At 64.8% G+C, this 22,036-nt stretch carries 13 protein-coding genes; 9 read left to right on the top strand and 4 right to left on the bottom strand.

The window, feature by feature from the left end:
* The first annotated feature begins 226 nt into the window (after positions 1 to 226).
* Positions 227 to 1,903 carry a SulP family inorganic anion transporter gene (locus tag K1X74_21125; protein MBX7168852.1) on the top strand — a complete coding sequence of 559 codons (1,677 nt, stop codon included), beginning with the start codon at positions 227 to 229 and terminating at the stop codon, positions 1,901 to 1,903.
* A gap of 90 nt (positions 1,904 to 1,993) precedes the next feature.
* Here K1X74_21125 and K1X74_21120 read toward each other — a convergent pair whose 3' ends face one another.
* Both K1X74_21120 and K1X74_21115 read right to left on the bottom strand, forming a co-directional pair.
* Positions 1,994 to 3,355, bottom strand: coding sequence for a DUF1501 domain-containing protein (locus K1X74_21120; GenBank protein ID MBX7168851.1), 1,362 nt, complete (start codon positions 3,353 to 3,355; stop codon positions 1,994 to 1,996).
* 130 nt (positions 3,356 to 3,485) lie between these two features.
* On the bottom strand, positions 3,486 to 5,465 hold the full coding sequence (locus K1X74_21115) for a tetratricopeptide repeat protein (GenBank protein ID MBX7168850.1): 1,980 nt from the start codon (positions 5,463 to 5,465) through the stop codon (positions 3,486 to 3,488).
* 388 nt (positions 5,466 to 5,853) lie between these two features.
* Here K1X74_21115 and K1X74_21110 point away from each other — a divergent pair, with 388 nt between their 5' ends.
* The 7 genes from K1X74_21110 to K1X74_21080 all read left to right on the top strand — a co-directional run bounded on the left by K1X74_21110 (position 5,854) and on the right by K1X74_21080 (position 19,583).
* Positions 5,854 to 6,270, top strand: a complete 417-nt coding sequence (locus tag K1X74_21110; GenBank protein ID MBX7168849.1) for a hypothetical protein — start codon at positions 5,854 to 5,856, stop codon at positions 6,268 to 6,270.
* A gap of 137 nt (positions 6,271 to 6,407) precedes the next feature.
* Positions 6,408 to 8,303 carry a hypothetical protein gene (locus K1X74_21105; GenBank protein MBX7168848.1) on the top strand — a complete coding sequence of 632 codons (1,896 nt, stop codon included), beginning with the start codon at positions 6,408 to 6,410 and terminating at the stop codon, positions 8,301 to 8,303.
* A 56-nt stretch (positions 8,304 to 8,359) separates the two neighbouring features.
* Positions 8,360 to 8,932 (top strand): hypothetical protein, encoded by a 573-nt coding sequence (locus tag K1X74_21100; protein ID MBX7168847.1) that lies wholly within the window; start codon positions 8,360 to 8,362, stop codon positions 8,930 to 8,932.
* A gap of 23 nt (positions 8,933 to 8,955) precedes the next feature.
* A complete protein-coding gene (locus tag K1X74_21095) occupies positions 8,956 to 14,430 on the top strand; it encodes a CHAT domain-containing protein (protein MBX7168846.1) in 5,475 nt (1,824 codons plus the stop codon).
* Positions 14,431 to 14,500: 70 nt separating this feature from the next.
* On the top strand, positions 14,501 to 15,880 hold the full coding sequence (locus K1X74_21090) for a hypothetical protein (protein ID MBX7168845.1): 1,380 nt from the start codon (positions 14,501 to 14,503) through the stop codon (positions 15,878 to 15,880).
* 272 nt (positions 15,881 to 16,152) lie between these two features.
* On the top strand, positions 16,153 to 17,763 hold the full coding sequence (locus tag K1X74_21085; protein MBX7168844.1) for a B12-binding domain-containing radical SAM protein: 1,611 nt from the start codon (positions 16,153 to 16,155) through the stop codon (positions 17,761 to 17,763).
* A complete protein-coding gene (locus K1X74_21080; protein MBX7168843.1) occupies positions 17,760 to 19,583 on the top strand; it encodes a hypothetical protein in 1,824 nt (607 codons plus the stop codon). Before K1X74_21085 ends, K1X74_21080 begins: the two co-directional genes overlap by 4 nt.
* Here the strand turns inward: K1X74_21080 and K1X74_21075 are convergent.
* The gene (locus K1X74_21075) at positions 19,580 to 20,701 is read right to left on the bottom strand and encodes a glycosyltransferase family 2 protein (protein ID MBX7168842.1); all 1,122 of its coding nucleotides are present in this window, start codon (positions 20,699 to 20,701) and stop codon (positions 19,580 to 19,582) included. The two genes, K1X74_21080 and K1X74_21075, sit on opposite strands and share 4 nt — an antisense overlap.
* A 274-nt stretch (positions 20,702 to 20,975) precedes the next feature.
* Between K1X74_21075 and K1X74_21070 the strand changes: the two genes are divergently transcribed.
* Positions 20,976 to 21,731 (top strand): hypothetical protein, encoded by a 756-nt coding sequence (locus tag K1X74_21070; GenBank protein MBX7168841.1) that lies wholly within the window; start codon positions 20,976 to 20,978, stop codon positions 21,729 to 21,731.
* 15 nt (positions 21,732 to 21,746) lie between these two features.
* Here the strand turns inward: K1X74_21070 and K1X74_21065 are convergent.
* A partial coding sequence (locus K1X74_21065) for a hypothetical protein (protein ID MBX7168840.1) occupies positions 21,747 to 22,036 on the bottom strand: 290 nt, incomplete at its 5' end.

Genomic DNA, 22,036 nt, shown 5'->3' with positions numbered 1-22,036 from the left:
GTGCGCAGTATTATAACTCTACCGTCCGCGCCTACCCTTTGCACGGTACCCCACCCCCGGGGTTGCCAGTCGCACAATGCTGTTCAATACCGTCTCCCGCGCCCCTCGCGCCGGGAGGCATTTTTCGAACCGCCGCGGCCAACACCGCCGCAATTCGGCAAGCGTGTCGCCTGTCGAATCGCGGCGCGGTCTTGGGCCAGCGACCTGAAGTTCAGGGAAAGACACCATGGACCAACCGGTAAAGTCACAAGCGCGCAAAGACGCACCTGCCCCTGGTTTCGCCGGAATGCTGCAGAACTGGCAGCCCGACCTGACCTCCGGCTTCCTCGTTTTCCTGATCGCCCTGCCGCTGTGCCTCGGGATTTCCCTGGCCTCGGGTTTCCCCGCGATCGCCGGCGTATTCACCGCCATCATTGGCGGCATCGTCGCGTCCTTGATCAGCAATTCCGAGCTGACCATCAAGGGTCCCGCAGCCGGCCTGATCGTCATCGTGCTGGGGGCGATGAACGACTTCGGCTATACCCGCGGGGCCGACGCAGCGGCCGACGCCCACGCTTACCACATGACCCTGGCCGTGGGCCTCGTCGCGGCCTGCATCCAGATCGGCTTCGCCGTGTTGCGGGCCGGTGTCCTCAGCGAACTGTTTCCGCTGGCCGCCGTGCACGGCATGCTGGCAGCGATCGGCGTAATCATCATTTCCAAGCAGGCCCACGTGATGCTCGGCGTCAAGCCGACCGCGTCGGAGCCGTTGCCGCTCTTGGCCGAGATTCCGCACAGCCTGATGAACCTCAACCCCGAGGTGGCCATTATCGGCCTCATCAGCCTGGTGGTTTTGTTCGGCGTGCCATTGATCAAGAACAAGACGATTCGCAAGGTACCGTCGCAATTGATCGTCATTCTGCTGGCGATTCCGCTGGGCATGTATTTCGATCTCGCGCACGAGCACTCGTACAAGTTCGCGAGCGCCGAGTTCAAACTGGGCCCCAAATTCCTGGTCGACGTGCCGTCGAACATGTTCGCCGCCATGACGCACCCTGAATTCGGCGTGCTCACCAACCCCGTCGCCTGGAAATGGATCGCGATGTTCGCCCTGATTGGCAGCCTCGAATCGCTGCTGTCGGCCAAGGCGATCGACCTGCTCGACCCGTGGCGGCGCAAGACCAACTTCAATCGCGACCTGCTGGCCGTCGGCGTCGGCAACGCGATCGCCGCATCGATCGGTGGTCTGCCGATGATCTCCGAGATCGTCCGCAGCCGGGCCAACATCGACAACGGTGCGCGGACCCGGGGCGCCAACTTGTTCCACAGCTTGTTCCTGCTGGCGTTCGTCGCGTTGGTGCCGAACATCATCCACCAGATTCCTCTGACCGCCTTGGCGGCCATGTTGTGCTACACCGGCTTCCGTCTGGCTCATCCGCGCGAGTTCTGGCACGTCTGGCAGATCGGCGCCGGCCAGTTGCTCGTGTTCGTCACGACACTCGTGGCCGTGCTGGCAACCGACCTGCTGATCGGCGTGCTGATCGGTATCGCGCTGCAAATCGTCCTGCTGCTCTTCGATGGGGCCCCGTTGGTTTCGCTGGTCAAGCCCCATTTGGAGATCGATCAGCCCGACGAAAAGACGTTTGTGATCAACGTCAGGCACTCGGCCGCCTTCACCACCTGGCTGGGCCTGCGCAAGCAGATCTACGGGGCAGGTGCCGACAAGGACGTCGTGATCGACTTGTCCGACACGCGGCTGGTCGATCACAACGTGCTGGAAAAGCTGCACGAGCTGGAACGCGAGTTCGAGACGCGCAACTGCCGGCTGGTGATCAAAGGCCTCGACGAGCACCAAAGCAGCTCGTCGCACCCGACGGCCTCGCGCCGCAAGCCGAAGAAGGTGGAAACAGCGGTTCCTCGCTAAGCGCCGGCTGTTGCAAAGCGCAGCCGCGCTTGGTGCAGAGTGCTTCCGCCATTCGCTCTCTCGCAAGCCTCGCTACGAGCGAGATCGGCTTCAGGCCCCGAACAATCCCCGCCAAGGCTCGCCTTCGGCCAGCCGATACGCACGACCGAGCGAATCGCTGATTTCGGCGTGCGGATCGATGCCGAACCGCCAAAAAATCGTGGCGGTCAGGTCGCCCGGCGTCGCTGGATCGCGCTCGGGATACGCACCCAAGCGGTCGCTGGCGCCGTGTAAGGCACCGCCACGCACGCCCCCGCCCGCCAGCACGGTGCTGAAGCAGTCGGGCCAGTGATCCCGTCCGCCACTGCTGTTGATGCGCGGCGTCCGGCCAAACTCACCAATCCACACGACCAACGTCGTATCGAGCAGCCCTCGCGCTTCGAGGTCTTCGACCAGGGCCGAAAATGCCAGGTCACACGGCGGCAGCAGCTCGTCCTTCAAGCGGCCGAAATTGTTGACGTGCGTGTCCCAGTTGTTGAGCCCGTTGTGCACCTTGTCATAGACGCTCACGAACCGGACGCCGTTTTCCACGAGCCGCCGCGCCAAGAGCACGCTCTGGCCGTGCGTGTTGCGGCCGTACCGGTCGCGCACCGCCGCCGGTTCGGAATCGAGGTCCAGGGCCTTGCGCATGGCGTCGCTTTGCAGCACGTCGAAGGCGCGCCGCCAGTATTGGTCGACCTTGGGCGCCTCGGACGCCGCCGCAGTCTGCGCGTCGACCAGCTCCAGCAGCCGCTCTCGCTCGCTCAGATCGCCCGCGGTCATTCCGGCCGGAAGCTGTAGCTCGGGCACCTGAAAGGGCGTCTGATTCGGATCGCGCAGAATTCGTAGAGGTTCGAAACTGGGCCCCAAAAACCCGGCCGTCTGGCCCGGGAGCATCACCACGTTGTACATGATGTGCGGCAGCGCCACGTACGGCGGCACCAATTGCTCGCGCCCACACATGCGCGTCAGCGCCGCGCCCATGCAGGGAAAGTCGGTGGCCGGATCGTTGGCGAGCAATTCCAGGTCGCCGCGCAGCGGCGTGCGGCCACACAGCGATTCGACCGCCGCCGAGTTGTGATTTCGCATCGGGTGATGCAACGAGCGCACGATTGCCATGCGATCCATCAACCGGGCCACGTTGGGCAGATGCTCGCAGACCGGCAACCCCGGCACCGACGTCGAAATGGGCGCGAAATCGCCACGCACCTCGCGCGGCGCGTCGAGCTTCATGTCGAACGTGTCGTGGTGACTGGGGCCGCCGTAATAGAACAGAAAAATACAGGCCTCGATCGGACGGGGCGGGGCCGTGGCCGCGTGCGCCTGGCGCAGGGCAACCAGGTTGCTCAACCCCATTCCCAGCGAGCCGAGCCCGCCGAATTGCAGCAGGCGTCGCCGATTGATCCGCAGTCGCTGGGCCGGTGGCGGGTTCATGGCCGTCGAACTCGACGTCGCGTAGGGAACCCGGACGGCGGACGTGCCCGGGATGTGTGGTAGGTGCGTCCCATTAGAAAACGCCCGGCCATTCCTGGCAACTAGATTCGCCAGGCCCGGGCGGAATCCCTTAGGGCCGCAACATTCTCTCGACTTTTCTCAGGTTGTCCTGCGCGTCGCGCAGTTCGGGACTCAAGGCCAGGGCGCGTCGATAATGTTGTGCGGCTTCTGCATGGCGTCCCAACTGTGCCAGCGTCGTCGCGAGATTGTTGTGAATTGCCGAATGCTGCGGGGCGAGGGCCTCGGCCTCGCGAAAGAATCGTTCGGCCAGCGCATATTGGCCCAGAGAATAGAGGCACAGCGCCAGTTCATATTTCGGAACCCAGTCGCGGGGCGCGAGCATGATGGCAATCTGGTAACGATCCAGGGCGAGCTGCTGTTCACCGCGCTGGCTGGCCACCTTGGCCAGGCCGCGCCACGCTTGGCTCGAATCTTGCCGCAACTCGCTGGCGCGCTTGAATGCGTTCTCCGCGTCGTCGAGGTGTCTGCAGTCCAACTCGAGCGCCCCGAGATGAATCCACGCCGACTCATAGTCCGGGGCCAGGTCGCAGACCTGATGCGCCAACCGCAATGCTGCGCCGAAGTTCCGCCGAGCGGCATAGATATCGGCCAGCTTACCCAGGGCGAGAACATCGTTGGGACGCGCGCTAAACACCTCGTTTAACAGCGACTCTGCCTCGTCGAGCTGGCCTCGTTGAATCAACACGCCGGCCAGGTTATTAAGATCGCCGGTGCGGCTCGACTCATTGAACGCCACGCGCAAGGCCTCACGGTACTGCGCCTCGGCGCCGTCCAGATTGCCGAGCCCCAGGTAGACCGCCGCCAGGTTGGCCCGTGCCTGATGGCTCGCAGGATGGATGGCGATACCACGGCGGCACAAGGTCTCGTCGTTGCGCCAGTATCCGGCCTGTCGCGTCGAGAGTCCGCACAAAACAACCAGCAGCGCGCCGGCAAGGATGGCGCCGATCTTGATGCGCGGCCAGGCTGCCAGACAACACGCCAACGCCAGCGCCGGTCCCAGCAAAGCAAAATACGCGTAGCGATCGGCCACCGTGGAAATGTTTTGAAACTCGAAGGGCACAAATCCCAGCACGGGTACCAGCGCCAACAGAAACAGCAGCACGGCGACCAAGGCGCGCGGAGAGCGTGCCGTGACGGGCACGATCGCAATCAGTCCCAGCACGGCCGCGATGGCCGGCCAGGGGGCCTGGCTTAGCACGTCTCGTGGTGGGCGGCCATAGTCCATGGCCAGGCCCAGCGGTAAGAACAGCTTCGCCGCGTAGAAAGCCAGCGCGTCGGCGGCGACCCAAAATCGACCGAGGCTCGAAGGCACGTCGACCACCACCGCATTGGGCTGCAAAGTCTTGGTCCGCCAAGCGAGGAACAGCGCCGCCGCCATCCATGGGCTCAGCCGCCCCAGGTGCTGCCAAACCGACCGCGGTCTGACACCCGACGTCGATAGCTGATCCAACAGGGCAACCGGAACGGCCAACAACGGCACCACGACCGCCGTGGGCTTGGCCAGAACTGCCAGTACGAAGCACGCCAGCGCCGGCAGATACGTCCAACGCCGATGCGCGCAACTCACCAGATACAACCGGATCGCAGCCAGGCCGAAAAAAGCCGCGAGGAGCGTCTTGGCCTCGGTTGCCCAGGCCACGGCCTCGACCTGCAAGGGGTGTACTGCGAAGAACATCGCGCCGGCCGCGGCCGGCCAGACCTGCTGCGTCAAACGGTGCAGCAAGCCGAACACGAGCCACGCGCAGCCTAGGTGTAGCAGCACGTTGCCCAGGTGAAAGACCCAGGCCGCAGGCTTCATGAACTGCGCACCGGATACGCGCTGAGCGATAAACATCTCGCCGGCGAAAAACGTGTACGTCACCGGCACGTACAGCCCGGCGTAAGGCGAGCGCCAAATCTCGATCAGGCCTTGCGCGTCGACCTGGGGCGTCAGGTGCGGATTGTTCGTAATGTTGACGATGTCGTCCCAATACAGCAGCTCGTGCGCGAGCGTCTGCCCGAACACACAGCCCACGACGACGGCCAACAAGACTGCGGCCGCCCAGAATCGGGAGCGAACATGCGATTCGCCCTGCGCCGCAGCAGGCAGCGGGCCGGCAGCTGTGGGCTGCGCTTGCGCAAGCGCAGCCTCGTGCGCCCCGGGCGCTGTAGCACCTGGCCTTAACATCGGTCCCCCCTTTTTCCCTCGACGAGCCTGCGGCTGGCGAGAAGAAACCCCACTCGGCGGAACACTCTGACGTTTATATCCCCCCGGCCGGGTCAACTCCAAGACGATTCCTTGTTTTCGGCCCAGCGAATGCCCGCACACTTCGGTTCCGGGCCCGGTTTCCAGGCCGCGCGGGAACTCTGGCGGCACCCCTGGCGTCTCAGTCTGGAACGACGACCTTCCCCCCAAAGCTCGAACTCGGGTGCCCACCATGTTTCGCCAAGCTGCCCGCCTGTTTTTCCAAGTCCTGATTTGCTGCCTGGTGTTGCTGCGGCTGTTGACTTTGTTTGGTTCGCTGGCTGCCTCCGAACCGCGGCCGGCGTCGGCCGCCTCGGCCGCGAAGCACGCTCCGTGCAGCCCCACGACCGCGCTGGATCGGCCCCTGGCCACCGGCAAGACGACTACGAGCGGGCAGTCGCGCAGTGCGGCGAGCGAACAGTCTGAAGTGCGCGAGCGCCCGGCGCCACCGGCCGCGGACGAGTACGTGAATCATCTGGCGGGCCCTCGGCCGCAGCATTACCGCGCGACGAATTCAACGCTGCGCGCAACGGGCGCTCCGACACACGACGCTAATTCAATCGATACGAGTCATCTCGGCGGTTTGCGTGTCGAACCGTTCGGCAAATAGCGATTCGGCCGAGACGCCGCAACGGGCCGCAAGTCGTGTTGCACGCCTCGCGGAAACCCGCCACGATGATGTTCGAACTCCGCCACAGGACTTCCTCGGAAAGCAAACGACGGGCAACCGTCTTGAGGATCAACGCGATGTTTCATGCCACCTTGGTTCGACCCTTCCTGCTCGCGGGCTGGGGGCTCTTGCTCACGATCGCTCTCGGCCTGACGCCCGGCCTGGCTCGCGCCGAAATCTCGGCAGCGGACAAGGAATTGGCGCAGCGGGTGTTCGATCGGCTCGTGGCCAGTGCCACGCCGGTCGAGGGCTGGGCCTGGCCGCCGAAATTGAATTTTCTCGATACCGACGAGGTTCAGGCGTATGCCACGCTCGACACAACGGTCGATCCGATCCAGCCGCTGGTGTTCGTACACCGCGGCATACTGGACAAGGTGATTCAAGGCAAGGAAGAACGCCTGGCCTTGCTACTAGGGCACGAGCTGTCGCACATCACGTGCAAGCACGTAAAGGGGAGCAACCTGGAGAAAACCCCACTGGTCGAATTCGCCGCGACCCGCGAGCAGGAAGACGAGGCCGACATCGAGGGACTGAAGCTGGCCGGCCGCGCCGGCTACAGCGCCAAAGGCTGCCTCGACATGTTCATCAGCTTCATCAATGCCGGCCTCGAATATTCGTCGTTCGAGGCCCTGAAGTTCGACCATCCTTCGGCCAAGCAGCGGTTGGCCCACATCGACGAACAACAATCCGAAATCTGGCACGCGATGGCCGCATTCGAGACCGGCGTGCAGTTTCTGCTGTTCGAAAACTATATCGCCGCTGAGCGCTGCTTCCGGCAGGTTACCGAAGACTTTCCCAAGTGCCACGAGGCCTGGGCCAACTTGGGCTACTCCCGCCTGATGGAATACTGCGACCAATTCAGCGAGGAGGACCTCAAAGAATTCGACCTGGGACCGCTGGTCATCGGTGCGTTTTATCAGCGGCCAGATTCGCTCCAGCCTGAATCGCTCCGGACGGGCCCCGATTCGGACCTCTGGTTCGACGCGGTGGGCGCGCTGCGCGAGGCGCTCCGGCTCGACCCCAATTCGATGCTGGCGGCTGCCAACCTCGGCATCGCCTACCTGGTTGCTCCCGAGGGCAAAGACGTCGGGCAGGCCGCCAAGTTTCTCGACCTGGCCGCCAAGCTGGCCGGGGCTGATGAGAGCCAGCCGCTGTTGGCACGTGCGGCTGTGCTGGCGAACGCCGGCGTGACTGACCTGCTCGAAGGTCAAAGCGAAGAGGGCCTGGCCCGGCTCCAGTCGGCCCAAACCATGCAGGCGGCGTTTGCTGGCGACGGGACCAAGGAAGCGATCAGCCCGATCATCACGGCCGCCATCACCTTCCACAAGGCCGTGCTGCTGTCGGCCTCGGCCGAGGCCGACCAGCAGCAACAAGCCCTGGACTTGTTCGAGCATTACCTCTCCTTGATGAGCACCGCCTCGGCCTGGTGGCCGATGGGCTACGAGCACTACACCCAGCTTTGCAAACAACTTGGCAAAGAGCCGAAGCCGGCCAACTCGTTCACGGCGAAGGCCGAGAATATGTTGCGTCCGGTCAGCACGCTCTCGCTGGGCAACGAGCTGGTGGTGGGCGTGTCCGAGAGCCTGAAGAAACTCAAGCCCTTGCTTGGCGAGGGGCAGGTGATCTCCACCGTGCCCGGCACGACCATTCGCCGCTTGCGGTTCGACAAGTACAAGGTCACGCTGTTGGCCACGGACAACGTGCTGGGCATCTGCCTGACCGACGAGCAAGGCCCGCCATTGGTCCTGCGTCCCGCCGGCGTGGCCACCAAGCAACTCGAGTTGCGAATCGGGATGAGCAAAGAGCAGCTCGACGAGCTGTTGGGTGCCGTCCCGTACGATTACCGGCAGTTGACCGACCCGGACGTAAACTATCGCTTTTACCGGCAATTGGGCATCGCGGTGCGAGTCAAGCAAGGCAAGGTGATCGAGCTGATCGTCGTCCAGATTCCCGAGCGCCGCTCGATCGGTTAAAGGGGCCGGCCGCCGGCCACGGCACATCCTGTTGTTCAAGAGCGAGGAGCGTGATCATGGCCGCTCGCTGGTTCGCCACGGCATCGCTCGCCGTGGCGATGGTGTTTACGATCGCGACAGCCTTGGTCAGCATCGAGATCGCTGGTCAAGCGCGCTCGACCGCCTCGACCGATCCTGCACCCTCGGCCGTGCCTGTGCCGAGTCAGGCGATCCCGTCGCTGGAATCCTTGCTGGCCGCCAACCAGCTCACATTCGCGCAGCGCGACGGCATTTACCACGTGATCTTGACCAACGACGATCACGCGGTGAAGGTCACCTGCGGTGAAGCGACGATGTACCATGACCCGCAGCAACGACCCGTCAAGATGGTCTGGCTCTGGACGCAGATCGCCACGATCCCCAAAGGCGCGGCGCCTCCCGCGGCGCTGCTCCTGAAAATCGCCGAGATCAACGACGGCCTCCGCCCGGGTAACATCAGCGTCAACAGCGAGAGCGGCGGCGTCTACTACAATTCTTCCCTGTGGCTCGACACGACCACGCCGCAGGTGCTCTACGACGAGCTGGCCTACGCGTTTCATCGGCAGGCCGAGTTGAGAAAACTGCTCCTTCCCTTCGTCAACGAAGAATGATCGCGCACAGCGGGTTGTCTCGCTTGCTTGTTCCCGCGGTGTCGCTGGCCGTCGCTGCTGCGACACTGGTATGGCAGCCGTGCCAGGGCGCGGCGCAGGCGCCGCCCGCCGAGCCACCGGCGCAATCGGCGCCCGACGCCGCGCCCGTCGAACAGCAGTCGGCCGTGCGTGGCAAGCTGGCCTCCGAGGTCAATCAGCTTTGGCTCGACGGCAAATACGACGAGGCCCGCGCACGGCTCCAGGAGTTGATCGGCATCGAGCAGCGCGATCTGGGCCCCGATTCGCCCGCGGCCCTCGAGAGCTACAACTGGCTGGCGCGCCTGGCCTGGCAAGCCGGCGATTTTGCCGCGGCCCGCACGATCGCCCAGGAGAATCTGCCGCGCTGCGTCAAAACGCTTGGCGCCGAGGACTACCGCACCGCCGAGACGCGGCTGCTCATCGACACGCTACCTGTGCTCGAGGCCGCCACGGCTGATGACCGGCGGCGCATGATCGACGCCGAACGCGAGGCCGAAAAGCTCGACGACGCCCAACGCGCAGCCGACGCCATCCCCTTGGTCACCGAGGCGCTGACGCTGTGCTCCAAAATCCTGGGTCCCGACCATCCGTTCACGGCCGAATACCTGTGGTCCCTCGCCCGGTTGCGGCTCTACAGCGGCGATCTGGAGGGCGTCGCCGATCAATTTCGCCAGGTGATGCGCGTCGTCGCGGCACGCCTCGGGCAGCGACATCCGCGATACATCAACGCGCTCGATTTCCTCGGGCGCACCTACGAAGCGCTCGGCGACGTGCAGCAGGCCGAGGTGCTGTATCGCCAGGTCATCGAACTGCGGCGCGCGGTCTTAGGCGACAGCCATCTGCACTACGCGGTGTCGCTCAACAATCTGGCGGTGCTGCTCGACAATCAGGCGCGCTATGCCGACGCAGTGCCGCTCTATCGCGAGGCCCTGGCGGCGCACCGCCGCGGCACGGAAATCGACGATCACGAGGTGCGCATTGCTGCGGCCAATCTCGCCCGGGCCCTGGTTTCGCTCGAAAATCAACTGCTCTTGCAGAGCGATCTCGACCAGGCTCGCCCATTGGCCGAAGAATCGCTGCGCGTGCGCACCGAACTGCATGGCGCCGATCACTGGACGGTCGCCGACGCCCGGGCACAGCTCAGCTTGATCGAACGCCTCGGCCAGCTCACGGCCGAGCGCCGGGCCCTGGCCGTGCGCGCGCTCAAGCTCGACTTGGAGGGCCTCGATCACGACATCGCCGGCCAGGCCGACCAGGCCATCGCCGATTTTGAGCACGCCATTCAACGGTTGACCGCGGTCTTGGGCGACCGCGAGCCGGCGCTCGCGCAGGTGCTCAACCATCTGGGCAACACCTATTTCGGCCTGGAAAAGTACCGCGAGTCGCTCGACTACTACCAGCGCGCCGAGCAGATCGCCCGCTCATACCTCGGCGACCAGCACCCCTTCATCGGCGTGTTGCTTAGCAATCGCGCTAACGCGCTGCGACTGCTGGGCGACTCGGCTGCCGCCGAGCCGCTGTTTCAAACGGGGCTCAAGCTCGAGGAGGAATCGCTCGGCGCTGAAACCACGGAATACGAAGTCGATTTCAACAATCACCTCGGGGGCCTGGGCCAACTCTATCTCGACCTGGGCGATTACGCCCGCGCCGAGCCCATCTTTCGCCGCGTCGTCGAGCGATTAAGGCCCCAGCGTTTTCTCCAGACCGAGACGTTCGTCCGCAGCCTGCACAATCACGGCACCATCTTGCGACTGCTGAACGAGTACGGCCGGGCCGAGCCGGTCTTGCAAGAATCGATCCAGGTGAGCCGCGCGGCTCAAATCGACGACACGCCTGAATTCGCGATGCGACTCAACGCGCTGGCCATCCTGTACGACGATCTGGGACGAACGGCCGATGCATTGCCACTGTACGAACAATCGCTCGACCTGCTGCGCCACCTGACCGACCGCATGACGACCGATTTTGCCGACCTGACCGACAATCTCGGCCAGGCGTACGTTTCCCTGGGCGAGTATGGCCAGGCGGAACCGTTGCTCTACGAAGCCCTGGCGATTCGCCAGGCGCTCACCGGCACCACGGGTTATGACTATCGCCTCAGCCTGTCGCGCATCGGTAATCTGCATTGGAGCTGGGGCAACCTCGATTGGGCGGCCCATGCCTACGAGGAAGCTGTCCAACTGGCTCGCCAGCATGCCGGCGCCGAAGCCGGCGAAACGGCCGAGCGCACCAAGGACCTGGGCCTGCTCTACCTGGCGCAGGGCAACGCCGATCGAGCCCGGCAGGCATTCGAGACGAGCCTCGCCGGCTGCCGGCTGATCGCCCAGCAGGCCGAGGCGCCCATCAACGACGTTCGCGCCGCCGCAACTTGCGCGGGCGTTTTGGCTACGAAGCTCGAAGAATTGCAGGCCGACGCCCCGGCGCTGGAGGCCGCCGCTCTGCATGCCGTGCTCGTCGAACGGCAGTTTGGCCACGATCACTGGCGCTCGGTCGACGCGCGCCTCGCGCAGCAATCGCTGGCCGATCGTCAGCGGCTCGCCCCGGCCGACCGGGCACGCCTGCGAGACGCCGGCAAGTGGATCGACCAGGCCAATGATCTCAAGGCCCAGGGCCGGTATTTCGACTCCATCCAATTGGCGCGGCAAGTGATGGACGTGTACGTCGAGCTGCTGGGCCAGGATCATCCCGACACGCAGCCCCACGTCGATCGCGTTGCCGACCTGCTGCGGCTGGTCGGCGGGTACGAAGCCGCCTTGCCCCTGGCCGAGCAGGTGCTGGCCGTGCGCGAGCGCACGCTCGGCAAGCACCATCCCGACTATGCCGCCGCGCTGACCGGCCTCGGTATCACCCTGCGCAAAATGGGCCTGTACGCCCGTTGCGAACAGGCCTATCTCGAGGCGCTCGAATTGAACCACGAGCTGTATGGAGACAAGCACACCGAGTATGCCAACTCGCTGCACAACCTGGCCGTGCTCTACGAGTCCACGTCCGACATGGCGAAGGCACTCGATTATGCCCGGCAAGCGCTCGACATCTACGCACAATTGACCGGCGAAGACAGCCTCGACTATGCCAACGTCTTGCTCACGATCGGCGGCGTGTACTTCGAGGTGGAGGATTTTACCCGCGCGGTGCCGCCCTTTATGCGGCACAACGAAATCCTGCGCGAGCGGTTGGGGACGTCGCACCCCGACTACCTGGAGAGCCAGTACAATCTGGCCCTGCTCTATCAAGAGGCGCGCGCCTACGACCAGGCTGAGCAGATGCTCAACGAGTATCGCGATGCGTGGCTGCGGCTGGTCGGGCACAACTCCCCGCAAGTTGCCGACGCGCTCAACGCCTTGGGCAACATCCGCTATGCCCGGGGCGATTATCCGGCGGCGCTGGATTTCTTTCGCGAAGCGCTCGACATCCGGCGTCAGGTGCTCGGTTCGCGCAACCCGCGCACCCTGCAGATGATCAGCCAGGTCGGGCGCACCTGTTATCACCTGGGTCGGTACGACGAAGGCTTGCCGCTGCTGGAAGAGGCGGTTCGCCTGCGCGAGGAGATCCTGCCGAAATCGCACCCGGCGCTGGCCGTCAGCCGGGCAACCCTGGCCGACGCCTATTACGCCACGGATCGCAAAGCCGACGCGTTTCGGCAGCTCGAAGCAGCGCTCGAGGAAGACCAGTACCAATTGGAGAACACGGCTGCCTTCTCCGGCAAAGAGACGCTGGCTGCGTTTCTCGACGCGATTCGCTATCGCTACAACCACCTGCTGGCCATGACCGCCCTAGAACGCGCCGATCCGGCCGCACCGGAACGGGCGCTGAAATGGGTCCTGCGCCGCAAGGCGGTGGTGCTCGATGCCTTGTGTAATTTCCGCGCGGCCCAGCAACTGTTCGAGCTGCAGCCGGCCGTGGCGGGGAGCGCGGGACAAGTCAGGGCCTTGCGCAGCCAACTCGCGGCCGAGGCCGTGTCGCCGCCGCCCGGACTCTCGGCCGACGACATGGCGCAGCGCAGGCGGGAACTCGAACAACAGCTCTTCGACGCCGAGAGCAAGCTCCGCGACGCGCTGCGCCGACTCGGAGCCGGGCGCAACCCCACGCGGCCCGAGGTGGCCAACCTGCGCAAGCGGCTCCCTCCCGATGCCGCGCTGATCGAGTATGTCCGCGTGGGGCTGATCGACTTTCGCGCCACCAGCGACGACAAGTTCTTCCTGCCGGCACGCTACTTCGCTTTCGTGTTGCGGGCCGACGCGTCGGCACCCGTGCAAATGTTTGACCTGGGCGACGCCGACGCCATTGACGAACAGATCGAACGGATGCGGCAGTTCGTGGCCAACACGCCGCGCCGCCTGGCGCTGGATGGCGAGGAACACCTCGAGCACGATTATCAGCGCGACGCGGCGGCCCTCTACGAGCAGCTTTTTGCCCCCCTCCGCGCCGCCCTAGGCGGGGTCCGCACGGTTTACCTGGCTCTCGAAGGCCAGTTGCACCTGCTCCCCTTCGCCAGCCTCGTCGATCAGCCGGGACACTACTTGATCGAGTCGCTTCAGATTGCGACCCTCTCGACCGGACGCGACCTGTTGCGCGAACCGGCGGCCAAGGGCACGCGAACACTGGTCCTTGCCGGGCCCAACTACGACCTGTCGGTCGAGGGCCGGGTCCAGGCCTGGCAGGCCACCGAAAAGGATGGCGTGTTCGAGCAGGCCGCGAGCCCCGATCTCGCCCTGCGTTCGGCACCGCCCGACGCTACGCGCGGCCTGAGGTGGAGCGCGCTGGCCGGCGCGACCAACGAAGCGCACGCAGTCGAACAAGCGCTCGCCGGCAGCCCGTTTGGCCCCGTCGAGCTGCTGACTGGCGACCGCGCGCTCGAAGAATCGCTCAAGCACGTCAACTCGCCGCGCATTCTGCACATCGCCACCCACGGTTTTTTCCTCACGCAACAAAGCACCACGGACAGCACCAGCGAGGTCCGAGGCGCCAGTGAAGACGCCTCTGCTGGCGACGACACCGACGCCGAGCGCGGTGCCCGGGGGTTGGTGCGTCTGCGATCCGTGAGCAACCCCCTGCTGCGTTCGGGAATCGTCCTGGCCGGCGCGAACGACCTCGATGAAGCGGGGGCCGGCGGCGTGGAAGACGGTTGGGTCACGGCCGAAGAGGTCAGCCAGATCGACCTGGCAGGCACCGAGTTGGTCGTGCTCAGCGCCTGCGAAACCGGGCTCGGCGACATCCGAGGCGGCGAAGGCGTGTTCGGCTTGCGTCGTGCACTCGTGCACGCGGGCGCGCAATCCGTGGTTACCAGCCTGTTTTCTGTGCCCGACGAGGAAACGCAGCAGCTCATGAGCCGCTTTTATCGCTACCTCGCCACCGGCCACAGCAAGTTGGCGGCCCTGAACCAGGCGCAGCTCGATCTGCTCCACGAGCGCCGCGAACGAGTCGGTGCCGGCCATCCATTTTTCTGGGCCAGCTTTATCTTTGTCGGTACCGAGCGATAATCCGGCCATGGCTTCGGCCACGACGGTGGCGGCTCCTGGTACCAGCAGCGTCTTATTCGAGAGCCCGGCAATGAACCATCGCCTGTTTCGACTCGGCTGGCTCCTGCTGCCCGCCGCGATGTGGCTTTCATCCTCGGCCGTCGGCGCCGAAACGCTGCAAATCGCGGTCTTTCAAAGCGATGTCACCCCGCCGTTGGGCAGCCCGCTCTGCGAGGGCGCGGTGCCCCCGGCGGCGCGCATCGTCGATCGCCTCACGGCACGCGGCATCGTGCTGGTCGGCGCCGGCAAACCGATCGTGCTCTGCGCGGTCGATTGGGTCGGGATCGCCAATGCGAGCCACGACCATTGGCGCGAGCAACTGGCGACCGCCGCGCGCACCGACCGCGATCGGGTCTGCGTACACGCCTTGCATCAGCATGATGCCCCCGGCGAGGACCGCTCGACCGAGGAGTTGCTGGCATCCCGAGGCTTGCGGGGACAGACGGCCGATCTGGCGTTCGCGCAGCGCGCGCTAGACGGGGTGGCTGCCGCCGTCACCCGATCGCTGGACGGATTACGCCCGGTGACGCACGTCGGCATCGGCTCGGCCGTCGTCGAGGGTGTTGCCTCGAATCGCCGGCTGCTCGGGCGCGACGGCCGCGTCCAGTTCGTGCGTTATAGCTCGTGCGCCGATGCCGCGGTCCGCGCGCTGCCCGAGGGCGTGATCGATCCGCTCGTACGTCTGGTGAGCTTCTGGCACGACGAACAGCCCCTCGCGGTACTGAGCTACTACGCCACGCACCCACAGAGCTACTACGGCGAGGGCGGGGTCAGCATCGATTTCGTCGGCCTGGCGCGCGATGCCCGGGCCGCGGCGCTGCCCAGCGTGGCGCACATTCATTTCAACGGCGCCGGGGGTAACGTGGCCGCCGGCAAGTACAACGACGGAACGCCGCCCCGGCGCGCCGAACTCGCCGGGCACCTGGCCGACGGCATGCGCCGTGCTTGGGAATCGACCGCCCGTCGACCGATCACAGCCGCCGACGTGCAATGGCACACCGTGGATGCCGTCTTGCCGCTACGTGACCTGGTTTCCGATTCCCTCGCCTTGGCCGCCCAGCTCGACGACGTCAACCTGCCGACGGCACAACGGGTGCGCGCTGCGAACGACCTGGCCTTTCATCAACGCGTTGCCGCCAGAACTCCGGTCGTGCTCGCGCGCTTGCAGCTTGGCGACGACCTCGACATCGTGCACATGCCGGGCGAACTGTTTGTCGAGTACCAGCTATACGCCGCACGGCTCAGGCCGAAGGCGACGGTATGCATGGCCGCCTACGGCGACTATGGCGCAGGCTACATCGGTACCGAGATCGCCTACGCACAAGGCGGCTACGAAACGGGGCCGCCGTCGCGAACCGGACCTGAGGTCGAGGCCCTGCTGCAGGGCGCCTTGGAGCTGTTGCTGCGGTAAATCGCCGGCAGGCCGCAGATCAGCTCGCCGGGTGACAGGCGTTTCAATCGCTACGACGCATCGCTTTTGACAGTTCAAATTGCGAAAACCTTGACAACCCGTCGGGGTACACTTAGAGTGCGCTTTCTCAGCCCTTCTGCGGCGATTTCTCATCAGGCCTAAGCCGAGGCCAGTATCGACGTTACCGCTGACAGAAGCCTGGCCGGATCGGTCGGGCTGTGATCGAACAACTCCGGGTTCGCGCGACCAATTCAGTGGGGAATGGATCGCTTATGACTCGAGTCGAGGACGACCTGCGCGTCGACGCGCCAACCGTCGTATGCCGTGAGCGGCACGTCACGCTAGTCCGCCCCGCGATCGTCGCTTCGGCAGGCACCTGGAGTTCGCCCGTCACGCCGCCGATGGGGCTGGCCTATGTCGCGGCCGTGCTGCTCGAACACGGCACCGAGGTTGCGGTGGTCGACGCCATCGGCGAGCGCGTCGAACAGTTCATCGAAGAAGACGGCTACATCTATCAGGGCCTGACGATCGCCGAGACCGTCGAGCGGATCGATCCCCGGACGGCGGTAGTCGGCATCTCCTGCATGTTTTCGCAGGACTGGCCGTATTGCCGTGCGTTGATTCAAGCCATTCGCGGCCGCGCGCCCCATGCCGTGCTGGTCGCAGGCGGAGAGCACACGACCGCTCTGGCCGAGTACTCGCTGCGCGATTGCCCCGAGTTGAATGTCGTCGTCTTGGGCGAAGGGGAAGAGACGTTCGTCGACCTGGTCAACCGGTTGGGCGACGACTGGGAACAGATCCCCGGCCTGGCGTTCCTGCGCGATGGACGGTTTGTCACGACTCAGCCGCGGGCCCGGATCCGCCACGTAGACGACATGCCCTGGCCGGCTTGGGACCGGTTTCCCATGGAGGCCTATCTCGACAGCCGCAATGCCCACGGCGTGTACCTGGGCCGGTCGATCGGCATCCTGGCGACACGTGGCTGCCCTTACAAATGCACTTTTTGCTCGAATCCGGTGATGTACGGCAACCTCTGGATGCCGCGTTCGCCGGAAAAGGTCGTCGACGAGATCGAGCACTACATTGCCAAGTACGGCGTGACGAACATCGATTTTTACGACCTGACGTTCATCTTGCGGCGCAGGTGGATTCTGGAATTCTGCGCGGAACTGGAACGGCGCAACGTCAAGATTACCTGGCAACTGCCTACGGGCACGCGTTCCGAGGTCATCGATCAGGAAGTCAGCGCGGCCTTGTTCCGCACGGGCTGCCGCAACATCACCTACGCGCCCGAAAGCGGCTCGCACGACACGCTGAAACAAATCCGCAAGCAGGTCGACCTCGACAACCTCACGCAGTCGATCCGCTCGGCGCTCGGCGAAGGGATTCACATCAAGGTCAATATGATCGTCGGGTTCCCGCACGAGACGCGCCGCCACCTGCGCGAAACGCTGTACTACCTCTGGAAACTGGCGATCATCGGCGTGCATGACGCGGGCGTGTTCATGTTCTCGCCCTATCCTGGCAGCCAGTTGTTCGACGAGTTGCGCAGCGAGCAGCGAATTCCCGACTTGAACGAGGGCTATTTCAAGTCGCTGGTCGCTTTTATGGACCCGCTGTCGCCGGCCGCATATTGTCGACATGTGAGCGGTCGCGAATTGTTGTGGTGGCGACTGGTCGCCATGGCCAGTTTCTTCGGGCTGCAGTATCTCGTTCGCCCGTGGCGGTTCGCCCAACTGGTCAGGAATCTGTGGAACAACGAGAGCGAAACCGTGCTCGAGCAACGTCTGGGCGCGCTGCTGCGCCGCCCGAAGAGCATGAAGATTGCGCCGGCGAAAAAACCGGCGGTCATGCCGGCCCTGGTCTCGGCGCGCGCGTCGTGAACCGCAAACGCTCGGCGCTCGGCGAGCACAGGCTCGCGCTCGCCGTACTGGTGGGGCTCTTCGCGGTGGCATGTGCAACGCACGTCCCCTACTTTTCGGCACCGCATCTGCGTGACGATCGCTACATGCAGTTTCTGGCCGGCCTGCGCGCGACGGGTCGCATCGGCTGGGCTGCATACCTCCTGCGCCCCTACGAAGGGCATTTTCTCGCCGGTTGGCGGCTCGTTTACCTATTGCAGCTCCGGGCTTTCGGCCTGACGCCGTGGGCCTGGCATGTTTGCGTCTTTGCCGTCCACGCCTTGGGTGCCTGGTTCGTTTACTTGCTGCTCACACGCTGGCTGCACGATCGGTTCGCCGCGGGGCTGGGGGCCGCGATCTGGGCAGCGGCCGCGATCGGCGGATGGGACAATCCGCTGTTGTGGCCTTGCTGCGCGCTGAACGCACATGGCCTGACTTGGCTGCTGGGGGCCATGTATTGCCAGGCGCATTTCACCGAGACAGGTAAAGGCGGCTGGCTTGCCGGAATGCTCGTTTGCCTGGTTGCCGGCGTGTTGATGTGGGGGCCGATCTTGTTGCTCAGCGCGATCGTCCCGTTGCAAGCATACCTGTTAGGGCGCCCGCCAGATGCCCCGCGGCGTTGGCAGCGCGCGGTGATCGCCTGGATGATTGCCGCCGCGTTGCTCGGCACCTTGCAGACGGTCGTGGTCACACTGGCCGGCGTCCCCGCAACGCTCAAGGCACAATCGCTGTTCGACGTCGCAGCCATCGCGCGGAGCGTCGCCAGCCAGGCCTACACCGCGTTCGTCCACCTCGCGGGCCTTGGCCCCGTGTCCATCGAGCACTGGCCCTCGATCGCGGCCCGCGCCGTGACCGCCATGAGCGTCGTGGCGGTGTTCTTGGTCCCTGGCATCGATCGGCGGGTCGTCGCGATCTTTGTCGCGCTCGGACTGTTGCACCTGTTGGCGGCCCGCGTCTTTCGCGGCGAACTGCCCGTTGCTGCCACACTCGGTTGGGGACGCTATTTGTACGTCGCCACGCTCAGTTGGGCAGTCATGGCGGCCGCCGTGCTCGCGGGCATGAGGCGTTGGTCGCTGCCGGGGCTCGCCCGCACGGCGCTCACTGCTGCGCTGGCCTTGGTCGCGATCATGGCAATTGCCCGGCAATACGCCCTAGCGACGCAGGCCGCGAATCTGCTGACGCAGTTTGCTCGTAGCGAACTGACCATCGTGCAAATGCATCAACAGGCGCTGCAAAAGTTACGCGCATTGGCGATCGAGCGGCACCAGGTCCTGCGCGTGCCTGACATCCCGGTCGACGTTCCGCCTGCGCTGGACGTCTATTTCCCCCTCTCGGCGTTCGCCGCGGTCTGCATTGACGACGATATGACACAGCTAATGTTCGTGCCCGGCGACACCTGGACGGCGTCGGACCAGCGGCTCTGGAGCGAGGCCATACGGCTCGCATCTCCCGAGCTTGCACAGCATTGGACAACCCGGGCCGAGCAATTGTCCGAGTGGGCCGCGGCCGCTGACCTCTTCGAGCGTGCCCAGCGGACCCAACGGCGCCAGGTAGTGCTGCCGAACGTTCAGATTTCGGCGCCTCCGTTGTCGATACCTTTGCCGCTGCTGCTCTCGCTGGTCCGGCACGAACCGCTGCACGACGTTGAAGTGCTCGCGCCCGCGAAGCGTACCGCCCGACAATGGGAAGAACTGACCGAGCTGCTCGAGCTACGCGACCAGCCCGGGGCCCGGTTGCTGCGCGACGCCTATCTCGACGCGGCGCGGCAAGCCGCCGACTCGCCGCCACAAATGGCGCACTAGACGGGCCCCAGGGGGGCGTGCGTGCCGGGGTGCGGCTGCGCGTCGCTGACCGTCATGTGCAGACCGCGCGTCTCGCGTATGGTCCACATCGGGCGCGATTTGACATTCTCGTAAATCCGGCCGAGATACTCGCCCAGGATGCCCAGGCAAAGGAGCTGCACCCCGCCCAGAAACAGCACGCAAATGATCGTCGACGCGATCCCCGGCGCCGGGCGCAATCCCCAGGGTTCGACTTGCACAGCGAAAATGCGGATGAACAGCGTGAGCACCGCCGCGGCAAACGCAATGCACGAAACCGTGGCCCCAAACCACGTCGCCAAGCGCAATGGGTACGTCGAGGAACTGAGAATCCCGTCGAGCGCCAAGGCCATCAGGCGGCGGAAATTGTATTTCGATTTGCCCGCGGCCCGCGCGTCACGCTCGTAGCTCACGGCGACCTGGCTGAAACCGACCCACGATCGCAGGCCGCGGATGAACGGCTGCCGCTCGGGCATGGCCTTGATCAGCTCGACAACCTGCCGGTCCATCAGGCAAAAATCGCCCGAGTCCAAGGGCACGTCGAACTCGCTCAACAACGAGAGGGTGCGATAGAAGCTGGAATACGCTGTGCGCATGAACCAGCCTTCCTTGCGATGCTGACGCACGGCATAGACGACATCGTGCCCCGCTTTCCACTGATCGAAGAACCGCGGCAGCACTTCGGGCGGGTCCTGCAAGTCGGCATCCAGCACCACGACCAGGTCACCGCGGCTGGCTTGCAGCCCCGCGCGCAGGGCGGTCTGGTGTCCAAAATTGCGAGCCAGGCGTAACAGCTTCCAGCGCGGATCGCGCCGGTGCACTTCCAGCAGCAGGGCCCAAGTGGCATCGCGAGAACCATCGTCGATCAGGATCACTTCGAAATCGGTGCCCCACGTCGGCAGCACCGCCTGCAAACGCTCGAACAACAGCGGCAACACCTCCTGTTCGTTGAAACAGGGGATCACGACCGAAACCTTCGTCTCGCGCGTCATCTGCCGCGGTTGCAGCGCAGCGCGACCTTCGTCCGAAGCACGACTTGCTTCGACGGTTGCCTGCACCAAGGCCGGAGCATCGTGACGCTGCACGACGGATCCCATCACGACCGAAGTTCACCAGGCCATTCCCCAGTACGGGGTGGCGGCGGCAGAAAGACACACCGAGTCCTCAGATTAACCCAGCCGCGACCTGCCTGAAAGCAAACGCCGTCTCGCGAATGCCTTCGGCCGCGTGCCGGAACGCGGCGGGCGGAACAGGCGCTATAAACGATTCATTCGGCGTGGTTCGGTGGTATAGTCAGGGGGCCGATCGCCGCAGTCGTCACCACGGTCGGCCGCAAAGGTGGTCTTCCAGCCCCTCGCAGAAAGCCGCACGCAGATGATCCCGATCTCTCGACGCCAATTCACCGCGCGGGCCCTGGGCTCGCTGGCCACGTTTTCGCTGGTCGACAGCCTGCTGCAATGCGACGCCCTGGCGGGCTCGATCAAGCCGCTCACGGCGCGCTGGCTGACCGACGTGAATCAGCTCGGCCTCGACTTGAAGGACGGACGGCTCAAAGACCTCCAATGGCAGGCCAAAATCGAGGAGCTCTTTGCCCAGGTCGACCTGCCCGATCTGCTCGCGGCGATCGATTTCGAACAACTGACCGCCGGCCTGAAGATCGTGGATTCGGGCGCCAATAGCCTGCGCTTCAAGTTCCCTCAGGTGGCCGGTGTGCCGACGAATCTGGTGTTCGGCAAGCAGATCTTTGCGCTCAAACGCGGCCGGTCGGTCGTCCCGCACGGCCATAACAACATGTCGACGGCGTTCTTGATTCTGCGCGGCAACTTTCGCGGCCGGCATTACGACCGCGTCGCCGATGAGGCCGACCACTATCTGATCCGTCCGACGATCGATCGCGAGTTTGGCGCCGGCGGCTGTTCTACGGTCTCTGATCATCGCGACAACGTGCATTGGTTCACGGCGCTCGACGAACCGGCTTTTATCTTCAACATCCACGTGCTCAACGTGTCGCGCGACAATACCGAGCCCACGGGCCGGCTGTATCTCGACCCCGAGGGTGAAAAGCTGGCTGACAACCTGATCCGCGCGCCCAAGATGGGCTACACCGAGTCGCTGAAACGTTTCGGTTAGCCGACGAGTGCGGCGCTAGATCAGCACCGGCACGGCGGTAGCCGTCCACGGGGCAGATTCCAACTCGGCGCTGAGTGCGCGGGGCGGCAAGGCCGCGATGTAGTTGCGCACGAAATCGACCGTTTCGTCGACCACGTCCGCCTGGAGCAGCAGCAACTCGCCCGGTTGGGCCATTTCCAACGCGCTTTCGACGGCCAGCAGCGACCCGCGCAGCTCGTAGGTCTCGGCCACGCGGCGACCGTCTCTCAATCCCTGGCGGAACAGCGCGATGATCTCACCGCTGGCCCGGCCGCGCAGGTAGTGGT

This window comes from Pirellulales bacterium, from assembly GCA_019694435.1.
GTDB lineage: Bacteria > Planctomycetota > Planctomycetia > Pirellulales > JAEUIK01 > JAIBBZ01.
Note: the sequence above shows the minus strand (reverse complement) of the source record. Positions and strands in the feature narration are given on the sequence as shown.